Annotated in this window: 25 protein-coding genes; 15 read left to right on the plus strand and 10 right to left on the minus strand. The window is 42.9% G+C overall.

Annotation, left to right across the window (positions count from 1 at the left end):
* Positions 1-108: 108 nt before the first annotated feature.
* Entirely contained in the window at positions 109-1374 is a 1266-nt protein-coding gene (locus ABDD94_RS07705) for an MFS transporter (RefSeq protein WP_345955362.1), read from the plus strand.
* Positions 1375-1429: 55 nt separating this feature from the next.
* Here the strand turns inward: ABDD94_RS07705 and ABDD94_RS07710 are convergent, their stop codons facing one another.
* Positions 1430-2098: a hypothetical protein gene (locus ABDD94_RS07710; RefSeq protein WP_345955363.1), complete on the minus strand. Its 669-nt coding sequence runs from the start codon at positions 2096-2098 to the stop codon at positions 1430-1432.
* Positions 2099-2308: 210 nt separating this feature from the next.
* On the opposite strand from ABDD94_RS07710, the gene ABDD94_RS07715 reads away from it, so the two are divergent.
* The 8 genes from ABDD94_RS07715 to ABDD94_RS07750 all read left to right on the plus strand — a co-directional run bounded on the left by ABDD94_RS07715 (position 2309) and on the right by ABDD94_RS07750 (position 10526).
* Entirely contained in the window at positions 2309-2590 is a 282-nt protein-coding gene (locus tag ABDD94_RS07715) for an N-acetyltransferase (protein ID WP_345948216.1), read from the plus strand.
* A 108-nt stretch (positions 2591-2698) separates the two neighbouring features.
* Positions 2699-3496 (plus strand): alpha/beta hydrolase, encoded by a 798-nt coding sequence (locus tag ABDD94_RS07720; RefSeq protein WP_345955364.1) that lies wholly within the window; start codon positions 2699-2701, stop codon positions 3494-3496.
* Positions 3497-3538: 42 nt separating this feature from the next.
* Complete coding sequence (locus ABDD94_RS07725; protein ID WP_345955365.1) at positions 3539-4153, plus strand: PAS domain-containing protein; 615 nt, start codon at positions 3539-3541, stop codon at positions 4151-4153.
* A gap of 152 nt (positions 4154-4305) precedes the next feature.
* The gene (gene tyrS, locus ABDD94_RS07730; protein WP_345955366.1) at positions 4306-5589 is read left to right on the plus strand and encodes a tyrosine--tRNA ligase; all 1284 of its coding nucleotides are present in this window, start codon (positions 4306-4308) and stop codon (positions 5587-5589) included.
* A 37-nt stretch (positions 5590-5626) separates the two neighbouring features.
* Complete coding sequence (locus ABDD94_RS07735) at positions 5627-6121, plus strand: antitoxin Xre/MbcA/ParS toxin-binding domain-containing protein (protein WP_345948212.1); 495 nt, start codon at positions 5627-5629, stop codon at positions 6119-6121.
* Entirely contained in the window at positions 6121-6576 is a 456-nt protein-coding gene (locus ABDD94_RS07740; protein WP_345955367.1) for an RES family NAD+ phosphorylase, read from the plus strand. Before ABDD94_RS07735 ends, ABDD94_RS07740 begins: the two co-directional genes overlap by 1 nt.
* Positions 6577-6873: 297 nt before the next feature.
* Positions 6874-7851, plus strand: a complete 978-nt coding sequence (locus tag ABDD94_RS07745; protein ID WP_345955368.1) for a GLPGLI family protein — start codon at positions 6874-6876, stop codon at positions 7849-7851.
* On the plus strand, positions 7851-10526 hold the full coding sequence (locus ABDD94_RS07750) for a hypothetical protein (RefSeq protein WP_345955369.1): 2676 nt from the start codon (positions 7851-7853) through the stop codon (positions 10524-10526). The genes ABDD94_RS07745 and ABDD94_RS07750 overlap by 1 nt, the downstream gene beginning before the upstream one ends.
* A gap of 183 nt (positions 10527-10709) precedes the next feature.
* Here ABDD94_RS07750 and ABDD94_RS07755 read toward each other — a convergent pair whose 3' ends face one another.
* The 3 genes from ABDD94_RS07755 to ABDD94_RS07765 form a co-directional block, all read right to left on the minus strand.
* Positions 10710-11138 carry a hypothetical protein gene (locus ABDD94_RS07755; RefSeq protein ID WP_345955370.1) on the minus strand — a complete coding sequence of 143 codons (429 nt, stop codon included), beginning with the start codon at positions 11136-11138 and terminating at the stop codon, positions 10710-10712.
* Between the two features lie 10 nt (positions 11139-11148).
* Complete coding sequence (locus tag ABDD94_RS07760) at positions 11149-11796, minus strand: PH domain-containing protein (protein WP_345948206.1); 648 nt, start codon at positions 11794-11796, stop codon at positions 11149-11151.
* Between the two features lie 247 nt (positions 11797-12043).
* Positions 12044-13030 carry an acyl transferase gene (locus ABDD94_RS07765; RefSeq protein WP_345955371.1) on the minus strand — a complete coding sequence of 329 codons (987 nt, stop codon included), beginning with the start codon at positions 13028-13030 and terminating at the stop codon, positions 12044-12046.
* Between the two features lie 134 nt (positions 13031-13164).
* On the opposite strand from ABDD94_RS07765, the gene ABDD94_RS07770 reads away from it, so the two are divergent.
* Complete coding sequence (locus ABDD94_RS07770; RefSeq protein WP_345955372.1) at positions 13165-13842, plus strand: lipid-binding SYLF domain-containing protein; 678 nt, start codon at positions 13165-13167, stop codon at positions 13840-13842.
* Between the two features lie 510 nt (positions 13843-14352).
* Here the strand turns inward: ABDD94_RS07770 and ABDD94_RS07775 are convergent.
* Together ABDD94_RS07775 and ABDD94_RS07780 are read right to left on the minus strand one after the other, a co-directional pair.
* Positions 14353-14712, minus strand: a complete 360-nt coding sequence (locus ABDD94_RS07775) for a hypothetical protein (RefSeq protein WP_345955373.1) — start codon at positions 14710-14712, stop codon at positions 14353-14355.
* Between the two features lie 20 nt (positions 14713-14732).
* A complete protein-coding gene (locus ABDD94_RS07780) occupies positions 14733-17174 on the minus strand; it encodes a penicillin acylase family protein (protein WP_345955374.1) in 2442 nt (813 codons plus the stop codon).
* Positions 17175-17317: 143 nt separating this feature from the next.
* Between ABDD94_RS07780 and ABDD94_RS07785 the strand changes: the two genes are divergently transcribed.
* Entirely contained in the window at positions 17318-19036 is a 1719-nt protein-coding gene (locus tag ABDD94_RS07785) for an alpha-amylase family glycosyl hydrolase (protein WP_345955375.1), read from the plus strand.
* Between the two features lie 115 nt (positions 19037-19151).
* Here the strand turns inward: ABDD94_RS07785 and sppA are convergent, their stop codons facing one another.
* Entirely contained in the window at positions 19152-20927 is a 1776-nt protein-coding gene (gene sppA, locus ABDD94_RS07790; RefSeq protein ID WP_345955376.1) for a signal peptide peptidase SppA, read from the minus strand.
* A gap of 87 nt (positions 20928-21014) precedes the next feature.
* On the opposite strand from sppA, the gene folK reads away from it, so the two are divergent.
* Positions 21015-21500, plus strand: a complete 486-nt coding sequence (folK, locus tag ABDD94_RS07795; RefSeq protein ID WP_345955377.1) for a 2-amino-4-hydroxy-6-hydroxymethyldihydropteridine diphosphokinase — start codon at positions 21015-21017, stop codon at positions 21498-21500.
* A gap of 20 nt (positions 21501-21520) precedes the next feature.
* A complete protein-coding gene (locus ABDD94_RS07800; protein WP_345948198.1) occupies positions 21521-21898 on the plus strand; it encodes an Hpt domain-containing protein in 378 nt (125 codons plus the stop codon).
* A gap of 494 nt (positions 21899-22392) precedes the next feature.
* Here the strand turns inward: ABDD94_RS07800 and purS are convergent, their stop codons facing one another.
* Both purS and ABDD94_RS07810 read right to left on the minus strand, forming a co-directional pair.
* On the minus strand, positions 22393-22644 hold the full coding sequence (gene purS / locus ABDD94_RS07805; protein ID WP_345948197.1) for a phosphoribosylformylglycinamidine synthase subunit PurS: 252 nt from the start codon (positions 22642-22644) through the stop codon (positions 22393-22395).
* Positions 22641-23357, minus strand: coding sequence for a CDP-alcohol phosphatidyltransferase family protein (locus ABDD94_RS07810; RefSeq protein WP_345948196.1), 717 nt, complete (start codon positions 23355-23357; stop codon positions 22641-22643). The genes purS and ABDD94_RS07810 overlap by 4 nt, the downstream gene beginning before the upstream one ends.
* A 461-nt stretch (positions 23358-23818) precedes the next feature.
* Here ABDD94_RS07810 and ABDD94_RS07815 point away from each other — a divergent pair, with 461 nt between their 5' ends.
* Both ABDD94_RS07815 and ABDD94_RS07820 read left to right on the plus strand, forming a co-directional pair.
* Entirely contained in the window at positions 23819-24073 is a 255-nt protein-coding gene (locus ABDD94_RS07815) for a DUF5672 family protein (protein ID WP_345955378.1), read from the plus strand.
* A gap of 1 nt (position 24074) precedes the next feature.
* Positions 24075-24329, plus strand: a complete 255-nt coding sequence (locus tag ABDD94_RS07820) for a hypothetical protein (protein WP_345955379.1) — start codon at positions 24075-24077, stop codon at positions 24327-24329.
* A 149-nt stretch (positions 24330-24478) separates the two neighbouring features.
* Here the strand turns inward: ABDD94_RS07820 and rho are convergent, their stop codons facing one another.
* Positions 24479-26227, minus strand: coding sequence for a transcription termination factor Rho (gene rho / locus ABDD94_RS07825; protein ID WP_345955380.1), 1749 nt, complete (start codon positions 26225-26227; stop codon positions 24479-24481).
* Between the last annotated feature and the right edge of the window lie 150 nt (positions 26228-26377).

The following is a 26377-nucleotide window of genomic DNA, read 5'->3' on the forward strand; positions in this document are numbered from 1 at the left end:
TTTAAGGCTTTTGGGAAATAGTATAAAATAAAACCACCTCCGAAATGGTTTGTAATACTATAGCATTTGCACATTTGCGCCCATGCAAATCAGCACATTTCAAATCATATGTCTGCATTATCTACTACATTTCGGTCTCTCCAATACCACAATTACAGATTATACTTTATAGGGCAATCTATCTCACTTATTGGCACCTGGATGGAGCGTATTGCCATTAACTGGCTGGTTTACTCAACTACACATTCGGCACTTATGTTAGGGATTGTAAATTTTGCCGGACAAATACCAACGTTATTGCTATCACCCTACGGCGGTACCATATCAGATAGGCACAACCGTTATAAAATATTGCTTACCACCCAAATTGCCGCTATGGTACAAGCTGGTATTATGGCCACACTGGTAGTGTTGCACATTTATAATATGCCCGCTATAATAGGTTTAAGTATTGCCCTGGGTGTTATTAATGCTTTTGATACCCCTTCGCGGCAATCGCTCATGATTAAGCTGATTGAGGATAAGGCCGATCTTCAGAATGCTATTGCGTTAAATTCATCAATGGTTAACCTGGCCCGAATGGTTGGACCAGCTGTTGCGGGTATACTGCTTACTACGGTGGGTACCAGTGTTTGTTTTGTTTTAAATGCGCTGAGCTTTATTGCCGTTATTACTTCCTTGCTGCTGATGAAGTTACCGGTTATGGATGTCAAAAAATCGACCGAAAGTGTATGGCAAGGGCTAAAGCAAGGGTACAATTATTTGCAGCATGCCGAAGATATTAAGTTGATGATTTTGTTAATGGCCTGTACCAGCTTTTTAGTAATGCCTTACACCACTTTAATGCCTGTGTTTGCCAAAGATATTTTCCACGGTGATGCCGGCACCTATAGCCTGCTCAATAGCGTATCGGGACTGGGCTCGTTAATTGGAGCTATTTATATGGCTACACTTAAAACAACAGGTAACATTAAGCGCATTGTGGTTTTTGCATGCGCTATGTTTAGCGTTGGCCTGGCCGTATTTGCATGGTGCAGTAATATTTGGCTGGCCTTACTATTTATTATGCCAGCCGGCGCAGGAGCTATGATGCAAATAGCCGCAACCAACACCTTTGTGCAAACTACCGTAAGCGACGAAATGCGCGGGCGTGTAATTAGTTATTATGTAATGGCTTTTATGGGGATGCAACCGCTGGGTAGCTTTTTGGTAGGTTTGGGTGGCCACTATGCCGGTCCGCGTACAATATTGTTTATTGAGGGAGCCGCAGGTTTGGCAACAGCTATAGTTTTTGCCATGTTGTTTAAAAAATCTGCCGACAGGAAACTGGAGCGAGATAAAGACTTGCCGTTGGTTGGCATAGAAGCGCAGTAACAGATCTATAAATAGAATAAGCCAATGCTGATAAACGACGTATTTTAATAAAAACTCAGCACAACAACTTAGCTTCAATCTCACTGAAGATCTCTAGAAAATTGCTTTCTAATTTTTTACGATAATCAATAATCACCTCGTTGATGGCTGCTTCCTGTCCGGGCGTGAAGGGGTTTGACCATATGCGCATGCAAATGCGTTTAAGTGCGTAAGCCACCTGTTCGGTTCGGGCATAGGTATGCAGGTATTGGTCGTTTTTAAATTTAGTAAAAAAGCGTATAAAAAGGCTCGGATCTTTCATGCCGCTTTTTGTTAAAAACTCTATGATCACCTCGTCTTCGCATGAGCCCAAATGCTCATAAAAACCATGTGCAGTAATTTGTTCTGTGGTAAGTAATAAATTGTCTAAAATAAGTTCGATGGCGATATGGCCTAAAAAGAAGGGCTTTACTGGCGAGCCATTCAATGCCGGCAGCAAGGCAAGCTTGAGCTGATGCGAGTGTGTTTTAAAAAAGTTTGCGTTATGAAAATGACGGTCAACCTCCAGGTGTTTTTCCCATCCATTGAAAATATGATGTGCCGGACCGTCGGTATAGTTATATTCTTGCGGGTGCAGAATGATGCTTTTGTCGGCGTTTTTTAACAAATCCGGCAATACGGTGCCCAATACATGGTAGCAGTTGGTAGTATGGCGGTCAAAGTAATAGTGCGACAAAAAATTCATACAGACGTACTGCAAAATACAGTAAATTTTACGAAAGGCGAAATAATTAAACTATTAGCTTACTGTAAACCTTTGATCGTGATTTTAGTCAAAAATTATGAAAGGCATCAAAATACGATTGATGTTGGCAAGCTGCTTACTTGCAGATTGATATTTTAAGCAATAGTGTTTATAAAGGGTTTTGCCTTAGTTAATTTAAATAACGATAATATGGAAAATGCAGTATATCATGACGTGGTTAACCGTCATTTTGAGATTGAAGTAGATGGTCGCGCTGCTTATATCGAATATCAGGAAAACTTAAATACATTCGTTTTAAACTACACTCACATTCCTGAGCAACTGTTAGGTAAAGGTGTTTTAAAGCGACTGGTAGATGCGGTAATTCATTTTATATCAGGAAAGCGCTATCAATTAGTGCCAGTTGATATTATGTTTAAAAGCTATCTTCATTATCATCCTGAATGTTTAGTGCCCTTGCGTGTCTCTTAATAATTATTAATTGTAATTTGTATGTGCACGCTTTAATGTTTTGTTAGGATAATCTCAACAAATTATTATCAATGCCGTATACGGTTCGGTGTAATGTGAGTTTGTATAATGGCAGAAGTATTAAAAAGGAATAACGTCAGGGTAATTGGTCAGGGCGAAAAAGTTATAATTTTCGCTCATGGCTTTGGTTGCGATCAAAATGTGTGGCGGCATCTTATTAATGCTTATAAGGACAAGCTTAGGTTAATACTGTTTGATTACGTAGGTGCCGGAGAGTCTGATTTAAACGCCTATGATTCAACAAGGTACAGTACCCTGGATGGCTACGCGCTTGACGTTGTAGAAATATTGGAAGCTTTACAAATTGATGAAGCGATCTTTGTAGGCCATTCTGTGAGCAGTATGGTTGGCGTACGTGCATCTATAAGTCGTCCGCAGTTATTTACCAAGCTTGTTTTTGTATCGCCATCACCCTGTTATTTTAATGATGGCGATTATATAGGCGGCCTCGAAAAAGAAGATTTGGACGCACTATTTGAAATGATGGAGAGTAATTACCTGGGGTGGTCGAGCGCAATGGCTCCTTTAATTATGGGGAATGCAGAACGGCCTGAACTGGGAGACGAACTTACAGCTAATTTTTGTGCCACCGACCCGGATATTGCGAGAGAATTTGCACGCGTAACTTTCCTGTCTGACAATAGGACCGACTTGGCTAAACTTAATGTTCCAAATCTTACCCTGCAATGCAAGGATGATATATTAGCACCCTTAGAAGTGGGATATTATATGCAAAAGCATGCCCCTCAAAACACCTTGGTGATATTAGAAGCTGCCGGGCATTGCCCACATTTAAGCGCTCCTGAACAAACTATTCAGGCCATACGTGAATTTATTGAGGCATAAACCGGCACATAAACCCATGTTCAACTCAATTTAGCAACATACATGTTATCTGTAAACTTTGTATCGTTATATCATCATGCCCCATGCGGGTTGTTAACGTTTGATATCAATGGTACAATTTTATATGCTAACCAAACACTGTTAACCTGGCTGGGCAAAACTGCGGAGGCTGTTACTGGCACTAAGTTTACCGATCTGTTAGAAAAAGGTGGCAAAATTTATTATCAGCTTTTTGTACATCCGCTGTTGCAGCTTAAAAACGAAGTTAATGAAGTTAACTTGTACATTAATTCTGCCAGGGGGGCTATGCCTTGCTTGTTTAGTGCTTCGTTATTTACTGAGTGTGACACGGCAGAGCTGGTATTTAATGCAACCTTATTTAAAGTAGCCGACCGCAAAAAGTACGAAGAAGAGCTGCTTATGAAAAAGAAGCAGGCAGAAGCGGAGAATGAGGCACAAACCGCTACGCTGGAGGAAGTAGCTTTTGCGCAATCACATTTGGTAAGGGCTCCCTTGGCCAATATATTGGGGCTAATATCGCTGTTGGAGCACATTGACATGGATGAGGAAGGCAAAAGCATTGTACAAATGGTGCAAACCAGTGCAGTACAGCTCGACAAAAAGATCAGAGCGCTAGCAGATAAACTCAATTCCTGATGTTTTAGGCAAACAAACCTGCACACACCTCAATCCTTTCTTACATTACTTCATATAGTATCGTTTGGCCAAATTCGGTACAGGCATCTATATTGAAGCTGCAATTGTTTCCTGCAATCTGCTATCTTTGCCCACTTTAAATAATTTTTATAATGAGCTTTGTTGAAGAATTACGCTGGAGAGGCATGCTGCATGATATTATGCCCGGAACCGAGGAACTGCTGAATAAAGGTATGGTATCGGGTTATATCGGGTTCGACCCAACGGCTGATTCCTTGCATGTGGGCAGTTTGGCTACTATCATGACGCTGATTCATTTTCAGCGTGCGGGCCATAAACCTTATGCTTTGGTGGGTGGAGCAACCGGTATGGTTGGCGACCCGTCCGGCAAGTCTGCTGAGCGCAGCTTGTTATCTGAGGATGCTTTGCAGCATAACTTGCAAGGCATTCAAGCCCAGCTTGAGAAATTTTTAGATTTTACTAGAGGAGCTAACAGTGCTGAAATTGTAAATAACTACGATTGGTTTAAAGAATTCTCTTTCCTGAACTTTATACGCGATGTAGGCAAGCATATCACCGTGAACTACATGATGGCTAAAGATTCGGTGAAAAGCCGTTTAACAGGAGATAGCGGCATGTCTTTTACGGAGTTTAGCTACCAGCTTATACAGGGATACGATTTTTATTACCTGTGGAAAAACAAAAGCTGTGTATTACAAATGGGTGGTAGCGACCAGTGGGGCAATATTGTTACCGGAACTGAACTGATACGCCGTAAGGATGGCGGAGAGGCTTATGCCTTGACTACCCAACTGATTAAAAAGGCAGATGGTTCTAAGTTCGGTAAATCCGAAGGTGGTAACATCTGGCTGGATCCGGCTCAAACCTCGCCTTACAAATTTTACCAGTTCTGGCTTAACGCGACTGATGAAGATGTAAAGAAATTCATCAGGATATTTACCTTGCTTAACCGCGAAACTATCGAAGCCATGGAAACAGAGCATGATGCAGCACCGCACCAGCGTTTGTTGCAAAAGGCGCTGGCGAAGGATATAACCATCCGCGTACATGGCGAGGCTGCTTACAATAAGGCAATCCAGTCATCAGAGTTTTTATTTGGCAATACGGGTATTGAGTTTTTAAGCGCACTTAATAACGATGAGGTATTGGGTATTTTTGAGGGTGTACCAAATTACACGGTTAGTCGTGCCGATTTGGAGACCGGTATAAATGTTCAGGATCTGTTGGCGGTTAAAACTTCGGTTTTTGCATCAAAAGGCGAAGCTAAAAAGATGATACAGGGTGGGGGAGCGGCTGTTAACAAAGCCAAAATCACATCGCCCGACAGTGTATACCAATTAGACAGCCTGATTAATGATAAGTTCCTGGTTGTGCAAAAGGGTAAAAAGAATTATTTTCTGATTGTGATTGAATAATTTGCAAATGCGACAAATGTGATTTATATTTGGATAAATGTCGTATAGTAAAAAACATATTGCTCAAAATGAGGTTAATGAACCAATGGCAGCTTATATCACTACTGATTCTGTAACCTCATTTTATCATTTGCTTACAGGTGTAAAGCCGGCTAAGTCTTCTTCCGATTTTGATGTGATCAGGCTGGCGCGGCAGGGGCTGCCTAAGAAAGTGCTTACTTCGCTGGCGCAAAAAATATCCCTTACCTTACAGGAACTGGCAGGTATTATGCATATGAGCGAGCGTACCTTGCAGCGCTATGAAGATGATACGGTTCTAAAAACCGAGTACGCTGAAAAGGCCGTTGAACTGGCCCGCCTGTATACCCGCGGTGAGGAAGTATTTGGCTCTATGGATAAATTTAAAGGCTGGATGAAAACTCCTGCACATGTATTTAAAGGCGAAACTCCGGTTTCATTACTGGATACATCAGTTGGTTTTGATTTGGTACTGCGTGAGTTGGGCCGTATTGAGCATGGTGTTTTTGCCTAATGCTGTTATACCGTATTGCTAAATGTAACTATATAGCCGACCTGAGCGGCACCGGTGCCCGGCTTTACGGTGGCCGCTGGAACAGCATTGGCCGCCCTGTGGTTTACCTTGCCTCTTCACGCGCCTTGGCCGTACTCGAAGTACTTGTACATTTATCACCTACCCTGATACCCGATAATTTTTGCCAGGTTACCGTTGAGGTGCCTGATGACGATGTGCAGATACTAGATCTGAAAAAATTACCACCAAACTGGCAGGAATATCCCGAACCTGCACTGCTGAAAACCATAGGCGATGCCTTTATTAAAGCTAATAAGCATTTATTGCTTAAAGTGCCATCTGCAGTGGTAAAAGAGGAATTTAATTATCTACTTAATCCTGCCCACGTGGCTATGCAGGCCGTTAAGATTGTTGATCAACAAGTGTTTAGTTTTGATGAGCGTTTGATCTCATAACGTAATGTTCAGCTTAGTTTAATCGTCTTGAGCTGTTATTGACATTCAGGAAATGCGCTGCTTAACTTTCTTTCCCATATTTAAAAACGGGCGCTCAAAGGCTAAAAAGCGGTTGAGCAAAGGCTTCAGGAGCAATAAAAGCCATAATTATATTTTATGCTTCCTCGGAGAAAACGTTAAATTTTGTTAAATAACTAAATTCTTAGTTGTTAACTAAATTATTAGTTATATTTGTGATGTAATTGCTGTGGAGCTGACCCATAGCAGTATTATCATAATTTTAACAGATTTAACGATATGACACCTAAACCTTATCTTACAATTTTTTTATTTCTCTTAGCGGTTATAGTAAAAGCCCAAAAAATTGATACCGCACAGGCCATAGTCCACTACAAATTTACGCACGTACGCGATACCACTAACCGCGATAAGCCCCTGGTTGAAAACATGATGCTGTTGGTAGGTAACCAAGCCAGCGCTTACAAAAGTTATGATCGTAAGATGCGCAGTGAGCAAATGCGTAAAAGCATAGCACAACAGGTAGCATCGGGTACCGGGCAAATGAAAATTAATTCGACCGCCGGAGGTTTGGGACCCGATATCGAATATTACCAATACCCGAATGAAAAAAAACTGCTTGTTAAAGAGCGCTTAGTGAATAATTATGTGGTTGAGGAAAAATTGCCGGTTCTAAACTGGAGAATAAGTCCGGATACGGCAACCATCGGCGGCTTGCCATGCCAAAAGGCTACCACGCATTTTAAAGGACGCGATTATACCGCTTGGTTTTGTGCCGATTTGCCTTACCGTACTGGTCCGTGGAAATTGCAGGGCTTGCCAGGCCTTATTGTAGAAGCCACTGATGCAAAAAAGGAAATTATATTTAAGTTTGATGGTTTTGAGAAAGTGGACAAAAGTGCATCGCAAGCGGTTACTACTGCTGCACCGACTGGTCCGGGTGGCCGTACAATTATGTTTGGCGGCATAGATGATGCAAGTCAGAATCAAAACGTAATTGCTTTGCCGGCCAACGCTATTAAAGCCACAGCAAAAGAACTCAATGACCTGAAAGAAATCAGGAAAAAAGATCCGCAAGCATTCTTTCAAATGCAAATGGCATCTATGCAATCACAAATGGGCGGTCGGGCAGGCGGTAATGTCTCATTTAACACGGGTGGAAATGTTAGCGTTTCGCCGAATTTTAGTTTCAAAACAACTTCAGGCGGGGGAGCACCGGTTGTTGAAAATAATCCTATCGAATTACCTGAAAAATAATGGTAAAGGTAATTATAGCGATCGCAAGCTGTATTTGTATCCTTTTCTTCTCTAAAACAGGCGTAGCCCAAACTATAAAAGGTACAGTTACAGATAGCACGGGTAAGGTGGTGCCTTATGCCAATGCTAAACTTATGGCAAGCGGGAATTTGATCATTGCCTTTTCGGCCACCGATAATAAGGGCACTTATAGCCTTACTATTCCTGCAGACGCTAATAAGAGCGGACTGAAGGTGGAGATTAGTTCTGTTGGCTTTAAAAAGCAGAGCAAGGATATTACCAGTGTATCGGCACCTTACAACTTTGTGCTGCATAGCTCGGTAAACCAGCTGCAGGCGGTTACAGTAAAAAACAAGGCACCGCGCTTAAAGGTGAAGGGAGATACGCTTAGCTACAGTGTAGCCGAATTTACCAGCCCGCAAGACAGAGTAATTGGTGATGTAATCAAAAAGCTGCCGGGTATTGACGTAGATGGTAACGGGAAAATATCATACAACGGCAAAGCCATCTCTAACTTTTACATTGATGGCGATAACCTGCTGAACGACAAATATAACATTGCAACCAGTACTATACCTAGCGCTGCGGTCGATAAAGTACAGGTGCTGGAGAATAATCAGCCGGTTAAAATGCTGCGCGATAAAGTGGTAAGCGATGATGTTGCGCTTAATGTTACCTTGAAGGATAATGCTAAAATGCAGTTGATGGGCCAAGGCAACTTAGGTGGTGGCTTACCTGGTAAGTACGATGGTAACATCAATGCTATGATGTTTAAGGATAAATACAAAGCCATTAATTATCTAAAAGGCAACAATACCGGTGTTGATGTACAAAATGATATTGTTTCGCACAATTTAACAAGCTACCTGAGCCGGCTTGATAATAATAAGCCGAGTAATTTATTATCATTAGGAGCAGCCGGTAACCCCAGTTTGCCTACTAACCGGTACTTGTTTAACCAGTCGGGGCTTATAAACCTGAACAACCTGGTTAACATACAAAAGGATGTGCAGTTACGGGGCAACCTTTCTTACATGCGCGACAGACAATTGCAGAACTATGTAAAGCTCCGTGAAACTTATTTGCCTGGCGACACCATCCGTTATACTGAGTTACAGGATAATCGCCGCCGTCCTGATCTGCTGCATGCTCAGGCTACCTTAAACATTAACAAGTCCAACTACTACCTTAACAATACCTTGCTTACGGATTACGAGCGCTATCAGTCCTTTTCGGCGCTCAACACCAATGGCATTGGTTCAGATCAGGGACTGAAAAACAGCCGGTTCGATTTTTCGAATGAGATGAACCTTATGAAGACTTCAAAAGCGGGTAATATTTTTGAAGGCTACTCTTACATTAACCGGTTAACCAACCCCGAGAACAGGGTGCTGCAACCAGGCATCAACCAGGATGTGTTCAACCAAAATCAGCCTTATGCACAGTTAGTTCAAACAGCTAATATACCTACCTGGTTTACACACAACTACTTGTCATTTAAGCACCCAGGTGCCAAAATCACACAGTCATACCGTGCCGGGTTCAATTTGCAGTCTCAAAATTTACAGTCGATTTTAACGGTTGTGCAAAGTAATGGCAATACTGTTGCAGCCAGCAATAATTCGGCTAATAACCTCGACTGGTTTAAAACCAAGATTTATACTGAGGCGGCGTTTGATATGCCGGGCGAAAAATGGAAGCTGAACGCTCGTTTACCGCTTACCTGGCAGCAGATCAACTATTCGGATAACTTGTACGCGCTTGATAATTCGTTTAAACGCTTGTATTTCGATCCACAATTATCAGTACGGTACAATACTACAGCCGAGCAGTATGTGAGCGCTTCATACAGTTACCGTAATAACATAGGCGATATCACTCAGGCTTATCGGGGCGATATACTTACCAATTATCGCTCATTGAATGCCAACAATGCCGACCTTACTGAGACCCAAACACAAACCATTGGCTTAGGTTACAACTACCGCAAGGCTATAAAAATGTTCTTTTGGGGTGTAAACGCAAGCTATAGCCATTTAAATTTGAATAATATAACATCGGCTGTAGTTACAGAGAACTTTCAGCGCCAGATTGTGCTGCCTTACGCTAATGAAATGAATATGCTAACCGTTTCGGGTACGGTAAGTAAATTTGTGTACAGTTTGCATACTACTTTTAGCGGTGGTTACTCCTGGCAAAACAACAAGCTAAACCAATTTTTGAATGGTTTGATGCTGCCTTACAATACCATAACCAATAGCCTTAATTTAGGGGCAGAAACTAAGATTAGCAATAAGATTAATTTAAGCTACAAAGTATATGCTACCCGCACTAACAGCCGATCGCCGGTAACGGGGGCAAGCCCCTCTGCATTCACCCAAATGCAGCACCAAGGGGCTATCAATTATAATCCAACAAACAATTTCTTCCTGAAATTATCAGGCGATCATTACTACACCAGCCAGAGTTTGCGGGATGATCTCAATTACTCATTCGCCGATTTTTCGGCCCGGTATAAGATTAATAAACGGAATCTTGATCTGGAACTTAACGTGCTCAATATTTTTGATACCAAAACTTATAGTATGCCATTTTTAACAGCCAATAATTTTACGAACAGCGTTTACACGCTCCCCGGCAGAATGATGACGTTAAAAGCAGCGTTTAATTTTTAAAGAAGTCTCTCCTAACGCTCTGTATGGAGCGCTTTAGTATACCATCAAATCCATTGTCATCTTTAACGATAGCAAGCGATCTTTTAACTTGGTAAGCTATCGCTGCAAAAAGAGTTCTCGTTAGCGCTCGAAATAACAATTTGTTTAAAAGCCCTTTCCCGGGGCAAGGTTTGGGAATGGGCTCTATTTTTTATTGAGATTAGTAATGATCCGGTTCAATACATTAACGGTCGCATTATATTCCTCGTTGGTAATGCCTCTCATCATTTGTTTAACCTGTTGCTCGTACGTTGCGGTAACATCATCAAAAAGTTGCTTGCCGGTATCTGTAAACTTAAAGTTGCTATAATCAGGTTGTATCCAGCCGCGTGCAAGCAGGTTATCAATAACGCCTTTAAGCCGTTCTAATTTTATAAAGTATTTAATTTCCTCGTGGTGAGCTTCTATATTTATAAAACCGTTAGTATCGATAGTGCGCAGCACCATCCAATGATACCGCGTAATGCAATATTGATCAAAAGCATTTTCAAAAAAAGCAGTAATAAGTTGGTCGGCTTCTTTCAAATACCAGCCAATAGGCTTTTGCCCAGCAGGTGCACCAGAAGGGATCATAAATTGTTAGTTACAGATCACTTAACAATTCAAGCTTCTTTTGGTTGTACTCTTCTTGTGAAATAAGGCCGTTATCAAACAGCATCTTTAATTTTTTAAGTTTTTCTGTCAGTTCATCTGGCTTTGGCGGGGCAACAAACTCCGGAACGGGAGGCGGCGTTTCAACCGGTGCAGGTCTTGGTGCAAAAAGCTGCTCAATAGGTTTTTCAACAGGAGCCGGTGCCGGTGGTGGCGTCACTGGTGTATGCTGTATTTTTTGCAGTTCTTCGCGTTTGCGCTCATTCTCGCGGCATTCCTGCGAGAATTGGTATAATTTGCGGCCTTGCACCTTAGGCAAATAATCAACGCCCATTTCGGCACCTTGCGTAGTTTTAACCGTAAACACCGAGCCAATGATCTCCTCTTTCATATTTACATCGGCAATGTCTTTCCATATAAAGTCCACAAACTTTAAGGATAGGCCCAGGTTTGCTGGTGTAAAGAACAACACTCTGCGGTTAGTTACCACCACACAATCGGGCAGCAGGTTCACTAAAGGCTTTTTCTGGGTACCAATGTACAAGGTCTCCTCGCCGGGCGGAAGCAGTTCTGTAAGGCGGGTATATACTTTTTCGACCGCTTTGGGTTCCTGCTGGTCGTTTAAAAATTTTTCGATCATAAAAGATGAATAACTTATTGCAACCAAATGTAATAAAAAAATGGCCTTTCCAAATGCGGTGCAATAGGTGGCTCATGAAATCTCCCCCAGGCAAGGAACCTCAGAAAAATGTCATTTCAAATAATAATTAAAGATCTTTTCATACTGGATAACTAATCTTGTTAAAAAGATTTCCCGTTAGTACTCAAAATAATATATTGGTTTATGTTATTCTAAACTCTCCCTCTTGGGGCGGTTTGAAAGGCGGCTAAGCAATCAATAAATTACACCCCCTGATGTCCGAAAAATCAAAACGACCTAATATTTCAAATGACTGGTCATCATAAATCTTACCTAAATCTTGAGTAGCAATAAAAGAACAGGAATTGATGTTAGCCAGATCAATCACGTTAATACCGCCTGTTTTGCCCAAACTTACATAGCTGGCTGGGTCATTGGTGTCGCGTGTTTGAATACGCATCCAGGGTGGGCAATTAAAAATGCCGTAACCTTTAGAGTATGCTTGCGATAGTAATTCTGTCATGCCGTACTCCGAATGGATCGCCTCAACGCCAAAGCCCTGGCATAATATGGCGTGCAATTCCTCCCGTATCATTTCCTTGCGGCGGCCTTTCATTCCACCGGTTTCCATTACAATTAGTTGAGGGAAGTCAATGGGGTAGCGTTCCACAAAATCAAGCAGGGCGAAGGTTACGCCAATAAGCAGGGTAGGTGTGCCCGATTGTTTCAATTTCAACAACTGCTGTTGTAAATCTTCGTGATTGTAAAGATAAAAGCCGCTGTCGGGGTGGGCTGATTGTTTGATCAGATCGTCGGCCATGTAAACCAGCGAAGAGCCCGCCCGCTCCAAATAAGCGGGTAGTAGCGCTAAGATGCAGTACTGTTTAACATCACCATAAAATAATTCAAACGCCTGCCTGAAACTTTGCTGGTACCAGCTTACATCGGCTATATAATGGCTGCTGGTGATCATGCCCGTAGTACCTGAACTGGTAAAGATAAGCTCCGGGTCGTGGGTAGTACTTACCACTTTATGGTTCTTAAAAAACTCAATAGGCAGAAAAGGTATATCAGTAAGCTGTTTAACAGATTGCGGATCTATATTTAATCCTTGAAGAAACTGACGGTATATATGGCAGTTATGAGCCTGATAAGCAAAAACTTGCAAGGCCGCCTCATTAAATTGCTGCTCGTTACTGATAGAAAATATGTGCTGCGGTAGCGGCTTTTGCATGTGCAAAGATAACAAGCGTTAGGTTGTGAACGTTATGTAATGGGTATTGATTACAGTGCGTCAACAAAAATATAATGCATGTTATTGTTAATGCACCTGTTATTATCCCTTATTCAACACTAAAAATCTATACAATGAAAACGTTAAAATTATTATCTGTTCCGTTGCTTTTAAGCTTGTTTCTGGTACTAACCTCCGCTCAAAGTGCAGGTAAGGAAAAAGAAACCGAGCGTATACAAAACGCTACCAAAGTGCTTAATACGTTTGCCGGTTCAGACGAAACCATTCCGCAGGAACTGCTTAAAGTTACAGAAGGTATTGTAGTGATTCCTAAAATGATTAACGCCAGTTTTGGCATAGGCGGCAAACGTGGTAAAGGGATAGCTACGGTGAAGCTGGCCGACGGCACATGGAGCAATCCGGTTTTTATTACACTTACAGGCGGTAGTATCGGCTTTCAAATCGGCGTGCAGTCGGTAGACCTGGTATTGGTATTTAAAAACAAAGGGGTGTTAACCCAGGTAAAAAATGGCGACTTTACCATTGGTGGTGATATATCGGCCGCTGCTGGTCCGGTGGGTCGTAGCTCAAGCGCGAGCACTGACCATAAATTGGAAGCCGAGGTTTACTCTTATTCACGTAGCCGAGGTTTATTTGCGGGCATCAGCGTTAATGGTTCTAATCTGGCCATAGACAAATCGGCAAACGCCAATTTCTATGGCGCTAACATGACCTCCCAGCAGATTTTTGAAACCAGCAAAAGCAGCGCTGCACCCGTTACGGCTTTAAAAACAGCTTTAAAAGGATTGTAAACGAATGCTTAACATGAAAGCGCATTTCATTAATGAGATGCGCTTTTATTGAACCAGTTATATTTAGCTATAAAAGTTAAGCTTGTTAGAAGTGCTACACACAATAGCGTTAATAAAAAAGGATTTAAATAGGATTTCTTTTGGGACTCACATACTGTATTGACCGTAGGGTCGCTTTTTAAGTAGGACACACAAACTGCCGAGTTGGAGTTGTAATCAGGCTGGTCAGACGAACCGCTATATAATCGGTTATCTACATAAAACTCATAAGTAGTACGGGTAATTCTACTCTCTTCAATGATTACCTTAGCTGTCGTGTATGAAGGAGCAACCGATATTGATTCAATAACATCATTGTTGTGCCAGGTATTATATATGTTTAAAATTAAGAGGATCAATAGCAGTGAGGCGCAGCTGATGTACAACGCTTCTGAGGAGTACTTATAATGTAATTTATGACCTCTAATGTTTGTGAACTTTTTCTAACGGCAATATGCCTCTTTTTAGCCTTCATTTATGAGTGAGGTTTACCTGATCATTTTGAAAAGCCCGTTTCACATAAAAGCCTGACAAGGCGGCCAGTCCACCCACTAAACCGCCAATAAATGCGGTGGCCAAAAGTAATATCATCCAATGAGGCAAACCCATTAATGCGGCTACTCGGTTAGCCAGCATATGGTTGTTAGGCACGCTTTTAAATAAGGCTAGTAATACCCAAACACAAAACACGGCTCCAAAACCTGATGCGAATGCCTGGGCAGGCCGGTAACCGGCATATACGGTTGCTGCAAAAGCAATGATGGCTACCGCCCACCAGGGCAGTATATAGCTGGTGGCTAAGCTGAGTACAAATATAATTATGAAAAGCATCTTGGTTTAGTGTTTTGGTATTACTGTTTCTTTTTCAGTGTTAAGGTCGATTTAATTCGATTCGATTTTTCAGCAGCCGATTGCAAAAACAGCAACTCGTTCAACCTGCCATCTTTCCACGTTTGCAGCAAATCGGTATAATAAAAACTACCTGGATTGCCCGATTCGCCGCCTGGAAAAATTCCATATCCTTTTACCTGCGGACCAAGCTGTACCACCATACGCCATGATGGTCCGCTGCTGCCGGTTATCGCATTAACTACACCGCCCCAGCCGCCTGTTTCAAAAAGCCCCGATCCTAAGCCCTTCTGCCGGGTAAGGTGTTCTATTTCAACCGGCCGTACCTTACCCCATTGCCATGAGGGGCCTGGTTGTCCATGTTTGCTTGTCAGATCTTCTAAGGCCAGGGTAAAAGCCTTATTCACTATATCGGCACAGCTTTCGGTAACTGATGTGCTAACATCATCAAACCACTTGGCGTTAGGTTGTTTTAGCAGCAACTGTATAGTTTTATCGCGCGATGGCCATTTTAATGTGTTACCCGGCGTATCGAACTCATCTTTCCAGGTGAGGGTGTAAAAATTAGCCCACCAGTTATTAAAAATGCTGGCACCAATAGAGTTGGCATCAAACCGTAGATTCCACTGTTTTATATATTTAAGTGCTTCGTTTTGGTTGCCATCCAGCTCGGTTGGGTCAATATATTTCAACAAGGCAGGTAGTATATCCCGGGCCGTAATGCTGTAAGTATCCATTTGCAGCAGGCGCATACTATCTACCGTTATTTTGTTCATAGCAGCCAGTCGGCTATTAATGCGTGTTCCGCGCTGGTAGCCTGCAAACTGCCAGTTAATGTAATATGGATAAGTTGCATCGGTTGAAGACTGGTTGGCCGAACTTACAAAGCCCCGCGGCGGATTTTTAACGGTTGGATTATGTTCATTAGGTATCCAGCCCTGCCAGCTGTTGGCCGGGTCGGTGCCGTCTAAAATGTACTTGCCTTGTTCCTTAAACTTTAAGGGGAGTTTACCATTAGGCGTAATAGCTATATCATTGTCTGCACTGGCAAAAACAAAGTTTTGGGCCGGAGCCGCATAATAAGTAAGTGCACGGCGGTAGTCGGCATAATTTTTTCCCCGGTTGAGCAGATAGAAGGCGTGCAACTCATCAGATTCATCATGCGCTACCCAGCGTAGCGCCGCACCAACCGGAACGTTACTAAACGATTTCTTAGTTTTTTGCAACGTATCTTCATACACAACAGGGCCAAAATGGGTGTAAACAACATTTTCTGTCACTGGCTGTTTGCCTTTAACCTTAATCACTTCCGTACGGCGTGTGGTTTTATTCCAGCGGTTGTTGTACCAATATTCGTTTTTAGCGGCATCTTTAAATTTAACCTGGTACCAGTCCAGCACATCGGCATCCACATTGGTTACGCCCCAGCTAATTTTTGAGTTGTAGCCTATAATGATGTTAGGTGCTCCCGGTAACGATACGCCATACACGTTTATACCCGGTGCAGATAACTGCATCTGGTACCATATGGATGGAAAGGTAAGATTTAGGTGTGGGTCGTTAGCTAGTAACGGGTAGCCGGTGGCGGTTTTGCTGCCCGATACTGCCCAGTTGTTGCTGCCAATTCCTTCCACACGTTCTTTAGGTTTACGGTTTTCCATTAACAGTGCCTTAAAACTTGCCGACGGTTTTGGAATAGTTAAAGGTTTAAAATTCCACCTGGTGCCTTTAGGAATAATAGGATCTTCCTGGAAATACTGATCCGGAAAAAGTTCTTGGGTAACAGCAGCACCAAATTTATTTAGCGTATTGGTCATCTCCATATCGTCCGATCCGCCTGCCAGCGTTTCCGACATAATTTTTAGTAACAGGGCACAGTTTATGGGCTTCCATTCTTCAGGTTCGTAATTCAGCAATTTAAACTCAACCGGGTAGTTACGTATAGTTAAGTTGCGGATGTATTGATTTATACCTGCAGTATAAGCCTCTACTACCATTTTGGTTTGCGGATTCTTCATCATGCCCCGCAACGAGTTTTCGGCACCGTAAACCATTCCCATGCGGCGGTGGTAACGGTCTACCTCTAAAACATCGGGCCCAATCACCTCGGCCAGCCTGCCCGCCGCCTGCCGGGTTTGAATATCCATTTGCCACAACCGGTCTGACGCCGTAACATAGCCTTGTGCGTAATAAAGGTCATGCTCGTTCTTAGCAAATATGTGCGGAATACGGTTCTCGTCATACCGGATAATGACTTCGTCTTTCAAACCGGCTAAATGCAACTCTTCTTCTTTAATGATGTTCTTACTCTCGGCGTTTTGCCAAAAGCCGGTAGCCGGGTTTAAAAACTTACCTACAGGCGGCACCGGGCCAAATTTGGTTTGCAATGCCCATATAAGCGCCACAGTGAGCGTCAGCGAAAATAATGCTCGGATGTATTTCATGAAAGGTTGAACAAGGGTGACAAAGCAGCTGAATGTGCCTGGCTTATACAATACAGAATGGGTGACTATTGTTTTATAGGCTTCCATATAGGCAATATACAAACCAAACCGGCAAAATGCTGTAATATTGCTAACATAATATTATGTCAGCAACAGTACCTCATAAACTGGTTATTTACCAGCTGTTACCGCGGTTATTTGGTAATACCAACACTGCTAACAAGTTCTATGGCTCTGTAATCGAGAACGGTTGCGGAAAGTTTAACGATATTACAGTTAAAGCCCTTACCCAGATCAGCTCCATGGGCTTTACTCATGTATGGTACACCGGCGTAATTGAACACGCCACCATGACCGATTATTCCGCCTACGGCATCCGGCCCGATGATCCGGATGTAGTTAAGGGCCGTGCGGGTTCACCTTATGCTATTAAGGATTATTACGATGTGAACCCTGACCTGGCAGTGAACATACCTAACCGCATGGCCGAGTTTGAGGCGTTGGTAAACCGCACACATGAGCAGGGGCTGAAGGTAATTATTGATTTTGTACCAAACCACGTTGCCCGTACCTACCAATCTGATGTTAGGCCGGCTGGCGTGCGCGATTTTGGTGAGGATGATGATGTAACGCAGGCGTTTAGTGCAACTAACGATTTTTATTACATACCCAGCCAACCTTTTACCGTACCAAAGGGCTACGAACCAGGCGGGGCGGACTTTAGCAGTCCGTTGAAGGATGGTTATTTTAATGAAAACCCGGCCAAAGGAACGGGCGATGATGTGTTTACAGCCAGCCCGTCTATCAACAACTGGTTTGAAACCATTAAGCTCAATTATGGCGTTGACTACCGTAATGGCTACCACATGCACTTTGATCCAATACCGCCGGTTTGGGATAAAATGATGCATATCCTAAGCTTTTGGGCTAACAAAGGCATAGATGGTTTCAGGTGCGATATGGTAGAATATGTGCCCTCCGAGTTTTGGGCGTGGATTATTCCACAAATGAAAGAACGCTATCCGGAGCTGATTTTTATCGGAGAGGCTTACCAGACCGAACAGTACAGTAATTACCTGTTTAATGGTGGCTTTGATTATCTGTACGACAAGGTGGGACTGTATGATGCCGTAAAACGTTTAACACGCAACGAGCACGGTGCAAGTACCTGGGAAATTAATAAGGTGTGGAACCATGATTGCCGTGGCTTTGACCACCGCATGTTGCGCTTTATGGAAAACCACGATGAGCAGCGTATAGCGTCTCCGTATTTTGCCGGTGATGCCTGGCTGGCCGTACCCGGCATGATTGTAACGGCTACCCTGGCCAATGGACCAGTAATGATTTACTTTGGGCAGGAGGTAGGTGAGCCTGCCACTGAAGCCAGCGGGTTTAGCGGAGCCGACGGGCGCACTACAATATTTGATTACTGGGGTGTTACAGAGCACCAAAAATGGTTAAATGGCGGTACTTTTGATGGTGGTCAGCTGTCGGCCAGTCAGCAGCAGTTGCGTAGCTTTTATAGTAAATTGCTTAACCTGTGTAACACGTGCCCGGCCATTTACGAAGGTAAGTTTTATGAACTGATGGTAGCCAATGAGCGTAACGCCGGGTTTAACCCCGGTGTTTACTTATACCTGCGCTATACTACTGAGCAACGCATACTTGTTGCCATAAACTTTAACCGGCACAATAACCCTATAACCATCCAGTTACCGGATGATTTGCGGCAGCAATTGACAATAGGTAATGAAGGTATGTTTACCGACCTGTTAAGCGGTAACGCTTTCCATGTTGCAGATATAGCCGGTGGCTTAGCTGTTACACTGCCGGCCGCAGGTGGTGTTATGCTGGAGTTTTAGCAGGGTAAAAAGGCTCAGATTCTGCAGATAAACTATCTTCATAACAACATAATCGGAATTCGAACCAAAAAATAAACGCCACCCTAGGGTGGCATTTATTTTTTGGGTAAACCTCTTATTTAATTTCTGCTATAAAGGGTAAACGGGCTTGTGGTATGCGCATCATTTGCTTTACGCTTTTGAGTTGCTGGTAGTAAGTATAGTTGTCGCCCAGTTCAGCTTTCACCAAGTGTGCCTGTACGCGGCTTTGTACGTCACTGCCAAAGCTCTTAAACAAACTCTTTTGTTCAGGGTAGGGTACAACATTGTAATCTTTAATCTTAGCTTTTTTGGCGGCGCTAGCAATAGCGTCATTAATATTACCCAGCCGATCAACCAGGCCAATTTTCAGGGCCTGTTCGCCGGTCCATACACGCCCCTGACCTATGCTGTTAATATAGGCCTGTGTTTTGTTGCGGCCTTTTGCAACAGCATTGGTAAAGTCATCGTAACCGCGGTTTACCTGTGCTTGTAAAATGGCGCGCTCTTCGGGTGTAAGCGGCCTGCTCACATCTCCCAAATCCGAGTACTTGCCGGTTTTTACACCATCAAAAGTAATACCCAGTTTGCCGTTAAAAAACTTTTGCATGTTAGGCAGTATAGCAAATATGCCTATAGAGCCGGTAACGGTATTGGGTTCGGCAAAAATAGAATCGGCTGCACAGGAGATATAGTAACCGCCAGATGCGGCATAATCGCCCATGGACACAATCACAGGTTTAACTTTTTTAGTCAAGCTCACCTCGCGCCAGATCACGTCTGATGCTAATGAACTGCCACCAGGCGAGTTAACGCGTAATACCACGGCTTTCACCTTGTCATCTAACCTTACTTTACGCAGCGTGGCCGAAATGCGGTCAGAGCCGATGGTGTTGTCATCGCCATTGCCGCCAGAAATTTCGCCCGACGCATAAATCATTGCAATCTGGTTATCCGGACCTTTATCATCGTCGTCCTTATCCTTGCTGTCGGTGTTTTTAGCATACTCTTCTATGGCAACACTGTTCAGATCTTTTTTCAGTTCAATACTGGTGCGTTTTTTCAATTCGTCCAGCACTTCATCTTTATACTTCAGGGCATCTACCAGTTTGTATTTTACGGCATCCTCAGGGTTGCGTACATTTAAATTGTAAGCAATGTTGTACAGGCTGTCCTTATTAAGCTTACGGCTGGTGCTCACACCGGTCAGGAACTGGTTGTATAACGATCCCAGGTAAGAAGTTACCTGCTGACGATTGGCATCGCTCATTTTTTCCAAAAAGTATGGTTCAACTGCACTTTTGTAGGTGCCTACCTTAATGATTTGCGCCTCAATACCTAATTTATCCAATGCGCCTTTAAAAAAGGTAACCTGCGAGCTCATGCCACCAAAATCAAAATAACCTTTAGGGTTAAGGTACACTTTATCGGCAACCGATGCCAAATAGTAAAAACCTTGGGTGTAGGTTTCAGAGTAAGCTACGATAAACTTTTTCGACTTCTTGAAATCAATCAGCGCATTGCGGATCTCCTCAGTTGTAGCCTGACCCGACAGCATATAGCTATCAGTTAAATAAATGCCTTTAATGTTGTCGTCTTTCTTGGCTTTTTTAATACTGGCCAAAATATCATTCAGGCCCACGCTTTTGTCGTCATCAAAACCTAAAAAATCAAGTCCGGCAAGCGGATTATTAGGCGTGCGTTCCGGAACGGCATTTTTTAAGGATATTGTAAGTATGGAATTGTCTTTAACATCTACATCCTTATCACCACTGGCCGAAGCTACTATGCCAACTACTAAAATCAGCATAATAACACCTACTATAAACATACCAACTACAGTGGCGAGTACGAACTTGAAAAATTGTTTCATTAACTATTTTAAATGATTTATCTATGCAAACTTAATAATCGAATACAATATATGCTTTAGAGCACAACGTATATTATTTGTTACAACATGGTAAAGGTTTATTTGTTATTGGGCAGTAATTTAGGCAACCGGGAAAATTACTTAAAGCAAGCCGAAGGTTGCATTGAAACCGAAGCCGGCGCCGTTATACAATGCTCGGATATATTTGAAACGCAAAGTTGGGGAAAAACTGATGCGCCCGATTATTTAAACCAGGTCTTGTTGATTGAAACTACCCTGCCTCCGCAGGAATTATTAGCCAGATTATTGAGTATTGAATTGACTTTGGGGCGAAAACGCGAAGAGAAGTGGGGCACACGTACCATTGATATTGATATTTTATTTTACGGAGATGAAATTATTAAGGAGCATAACCTGGTTATACCCCACCCCGAAATGCATAACCGCAGGTTTACGCTGGAACCGCTTGCCCAAATAGCGCCTGATCTAATTCATCCAACACTACATCAAACCATAACCGAACTTAAAAATAACCTGAAAGATAAATTAGACGTAAAAAAAATATATTTTTGAAGTACAATTATTAGCCCCTTATGTCCAACACCGACCCTAACGCAGATTTAGACTTATCTTTTTTGTACGAAATTGCTGATGGCAGCGATGAATTTATTGTAGAATCGATTGATATGTTTTTGCAGCAAACGCCGCAATTGGTGCAAGAGATAGGGGAGGGGATAGCATCGCAGAACTGGCAGGCAACTGGTGCAGCCGCACACAAATTGAAACCTAACCTGGGCTTTTTTGGTATGCTGAGTTTGCAAAGCATGATGCAGGAAATAGAAGTACTGGCCAAAGGTGGCGTACCCGATGTGGCTTTTATAAGCGACCGGTTTAACACCGCCAAAGCGCTAATTGAAGCTAACCTGGTAAAGCTCGAGCAAATCAAAGCCGAGAAGGGAAGCGCTTCTTAATTATCCTCAGTGAAGGGTTCTTCGACCGGTTATCATAAATCAGGTCATTTCAAGAGGTAGTGAGAGAGTTATTGGCTATCGCTTTAAAAAAGTAACTGGATTTCGTGCCTTGCTTGGTTCCTCAAGTCCATTCCTAGCGTATGCGAGAGGGCTTCACATTGCTTTAAAAAGATTTTAATTACAATCGCCATTTCGCCAGAGGGGTTGCCCTAGCCTGGAGGCCTTGCCCTGGGCTGTAAAAGAGATAGCAAGGCCTGATTTATTTACCCGTTTTACTTTTTGTATTCCTGCGGCGGCTACACCTTTTTTGCTTCTTTGGTGGAAGACAAAACAAGTAGCCACTAGGGCAATGAGCAGACGATGTGCGTTTGTAAGCACTGCTCAATAAGCGCCAAATCACAAGCTGTCATGATGATAAGCACAGGCGTACAGTGCTCCACAGCAATTGCTTCCTTTGTTACAATAACGGAAAAGAAATAATAATGATGCCTTTTTTAGGCAGGGAAAACCTTGAATGTATAGCTTTCCATAATGAGGTTAGCTAACAGGTTTTTGCAGGCTTGTTCAGTTTTAGCTTGAGCAGCTGCTTCGTTTTCAGCTTCAATTTCTAAGCTGATGTGTTTGCCTATGCGTACATTCTGAATTTCGGCCAAACCCAGGTTTTTCATGCTGCCGGTTACGGCTTTACCTTGCGGGTCTAAGATTTCTTTTTTTGGCATTACATCTATTTCGGCCTGAAACTTCATTGCTTTACGAATTTGAGTTGTATGATAGATAGTGCGATATACATAACGATGATCGCAGGTACGGCGGCAAATTTAAAAAACAATATCAAAATTGCCGAAAAGAGCAGTAGTAAATAACGATAAAAATTACGCTGTACATCGCGGTTTTTAAACTTAAGCGACATGAGCGGCAGTTCGATCACCAGCAGCATGCACATTATAATGACGAAAAACGCCAGGAAGAACGGGTTTAAAATGTAAGCGGTAAAAAAGGCGTAATGCTCTTTAATAATAAGCGGAAACGAACCAATTAAAATAGCATTAGCCGGCGTAGGCAGGCCTATAAAGCTTTCCAGCTGCCGTTCATCATTATTAAACTTAGCCAGTCTTAACGCCGAAAATACCGGGATAAGGAAGGCAATGAAATTTAAAATGGGGCTTACGCTTTCTATTTGAGGGGCTTGTAAAAACAGGCGGTACATGATAAAGGAAGGTAAGACGCCGAAGCTTACCAAATCGGCCAACGAATCAAGATCCTTACCAATAACAGAAAACGACTGCAGAACGCGGGAAGCTAAACCATCAAAAAAATCAAAAATGGCGGCTAAAAAAATGCAGTAAGCAGCAAATATCAGGTTATCCTGTAAAGTAACAAAAACAATTCCTACACAACCGCTAAACAGGTTTGCACAGGTAATAGCGTTGGGTACATGCTTTTTAACGCGTCTCCTCATTTCGGCCATGAAGATAGCCAATTATTGTGAAGGATGGGTAAAGTTTATTGCAGTTTTAGGTAAACTGCAGCTGGTATTACCGAGATTGTGACCTGTAAATTGCTGCTTATGCCACTAGGTTGTTGCCTGTTGCATTATTAAAATTGGAGCTTTACTTTAATGAATATTAGAATTTGTTAGGAGGGGTATTCCTCCTAGTTGTACTGTCTTGTGCCAACAAAACTTGTGAATGCTTTAAATGAATAAGGCACTCGTAACTGTAGTAGTACCAATTTATCAGGAAGAACCTAAAGCTCTAGAGAAAATATCGCTCAGTCAGTATTATCGGTGCTAAACCGGTACCTATTACTTTCCAGGCGCTGTATGGCTTAAGTACAATGTGGTAGGAGGAGTTTTATCGCCATAAAGCGCGTATAAGCATCGAGCGTTTTAAATGGCGTAGTTTTGATTTATACAGCGTATTGCCACTTCGCCCAAAGTTTTATGAGCGATTTTCGCAGTATGAATACCTGCTTACCTGTCATATGGATGCCTTTGTATTTAAAGATGAGCTTGAAAAATGGTTTCAAATGGATTACGAATACATTGGTGCAGTAATTTATGATCCCACTTACGACTTAAACAACACTTTTTTCAGGCGTATAACCGGGCTTACTAATCCGGAGTACTTTGGCAATGGTGGGTTCAGTCTGAAAAAGGTATCGTCTTTTTTATGAGATGACCACACGCTTTAAACTTTATCTGAATGCCTCTCATCAGATGCGGAAATTACGCAAATGGCTCTTTTTTGACGATCTGTTTCTGACGAGGCATTTTCCGAAGCTGTCATCCCAATTTAAGATAGCGCACAAAGTTTTAGCGCAACATTTTGTGGTCGTATCCCAGCACTACCTGGAAGAAGCACTGCCATTCAATAATGAGTTTCCCCTTTGGTATACACAGCTGGATACAGCACTATCAGGATTTTTGTAAACCTTGGATAGAAAGGTTTGAATACAAATGGTAATTGAATTGGCTGGATGGTGAGAAGCTAAGGTAGCCGTCCAATTTTTCTGAAAAATAAAAATGTCATCTCGAACTTGAGTAAGAGATGACATTCTGTGTTATAGTTGGTCTATAAATTACGAGTTCATAGAGATCAAGAATTCCTCATTAGTTTTAGTGCCCCTGATTTGTCCTTGCAAGAATTCCATTGACTCCTGTGAGTTCATATCGGCGAGGTGATTACGAAGTATCCAGATGCGTTGCAGGGTATCGCGGTCTAATAACAAGTCATCGCGGCGGGTACTTGATGCTGTAATATCAATAGCCGGGAAAATACGTTTGTTAGATAACTTACGATCCAGTTGCAGCTCCATGTTACCGGTACCTTTAAATTCTTCAAAGATAACTTCGTCCATTTTAGAGCCGGTTTCGGTAAGGGCGGTGGCAATAATAGTTAATGAACCGCCATCCTCAATGTTACGGGCCGCACCAAAGAAACGTTTAGGTTTATGCAGGGCATTAGCATCCACACCACCCGATAATATTTTACCTGACGCCGGCGCTACAGTATTGTAAGCACGCGCCAAACGGGTAATCGAATCGAGTAAAATTACCACATCATGACCACACTCTACCATACGTTTTGCTTTTTCGAGCACAATGTTGGCTATTTTTACATGGCGCTCTGCTGGTTCATCAAAGGTTGATGATACAACCTCGGCGCGCACGCTGCGGGCCATATCGGTTACCTCTTCCGGGCGCTCATCAATTAACAGGATGATGAGGTAAACTTCAGGGTGATTTTTTGCAATGGCGTTAGCCACATCTTTCAGCAACATGGTTTTACCTGTTTTGGGTTGGGCCACAATTAAACCGCGCTGTCCTTTACCAATAGGCGAGAACAGGTCCATAATACGGGTAGAATAATTGCCGGCATCAGTAAACAGGTTTAAACGTTCAGAAGGGAATAGCGGCGTTAAGTGATCAAATGGTACACGGTCGCGTACTTCGGCAGGTACACGGCCGTTTATTGCCTCTACACGTACCAGCGGAAAGTATTTCTCACCCTCTTTAGGTGGACGGATACTACCACGTACGGTATCGCCGGTTTTAAGACCAAACAGCTTTATCTGCGACTGTGATACATAAATATCATCAGGCGAGGTGAGGTAGTTATAATCTGATGAACGCAGGAAACCATAGCCATCGGGCATAATCTCCAACACACCTTCATTCACTATCACGTTATCAAAGTCGAGGTTTATCTCGTCTTTTTTGCTTTGCTGCTGGTTGTTGTTTTCCCGGTTGTTATCGCGCTGATTTTCCCGGTTATTATTTTCACGCGGGTTTTCCCGGTTATTCTCCCTTGGTGTGTTGTTTTCGCGAGGAGTCGGGGCGCCTTCGCGCGGGTTGTTCCTACGCTCAAACTTAGGGTTCCGTACTTGAGGAGCGGCCGCAGGCTCGGCTACCGGAGCAGGCGTTGCGGTAACTGTTTCAACTGCCTCAACGTCGTTAGGCGTACCGGCTTGCTGAGTTTCGGCTTGTACAACAGGCTCGGGTGCAGCAAACAGGTCGGCACCGGCCTCTTCGGCAGCTTGGCGGCCGGCCGGCGTTTTGGTCTTTACGGTGCGGGTTCTTTTGCGGGGTTTATCATCGGCGGCCTCATCCGCTGCGCCATCCTGAGCAGCAGGTGCAGGAGCACCGGTATAGTTATCATTAAGCACAGCTTGCTGTGAACGCGCTGCGTCAATAAGTTTTTCTTGTTCAACTATGCGGGTTACAAGCTGGGCCTTGCGCAGTTCATCTGCTTCAGCAATACCCAGCTCCTTAGCCATTTGACGTAATTCAGACACTAATTTGTCATTCAATTCAGAAGTATCAGGCATGGAAACGAATTATAATTCAAAAAGGATTATTTAATGTATAAGAAAATTAATCTTGCTGCTGTAATGCACCTTGAATAAAACAGTTAAATTTTTATAAGCAACGTGGGAATTTTACAACTTTTCTTTAGTGCAAGAAAAATTTGTTTTGGA

It is taken from the genome of Mucilaginibacter sp. PAMB04168 (assembly GCF_039634365.2).
Taxonomy (GTDB): Bacteria; Bacteroidota; Bacteroidia; order Sphingobacteriales; family Sphingobacteriaceae; genus Mucilaginibacter.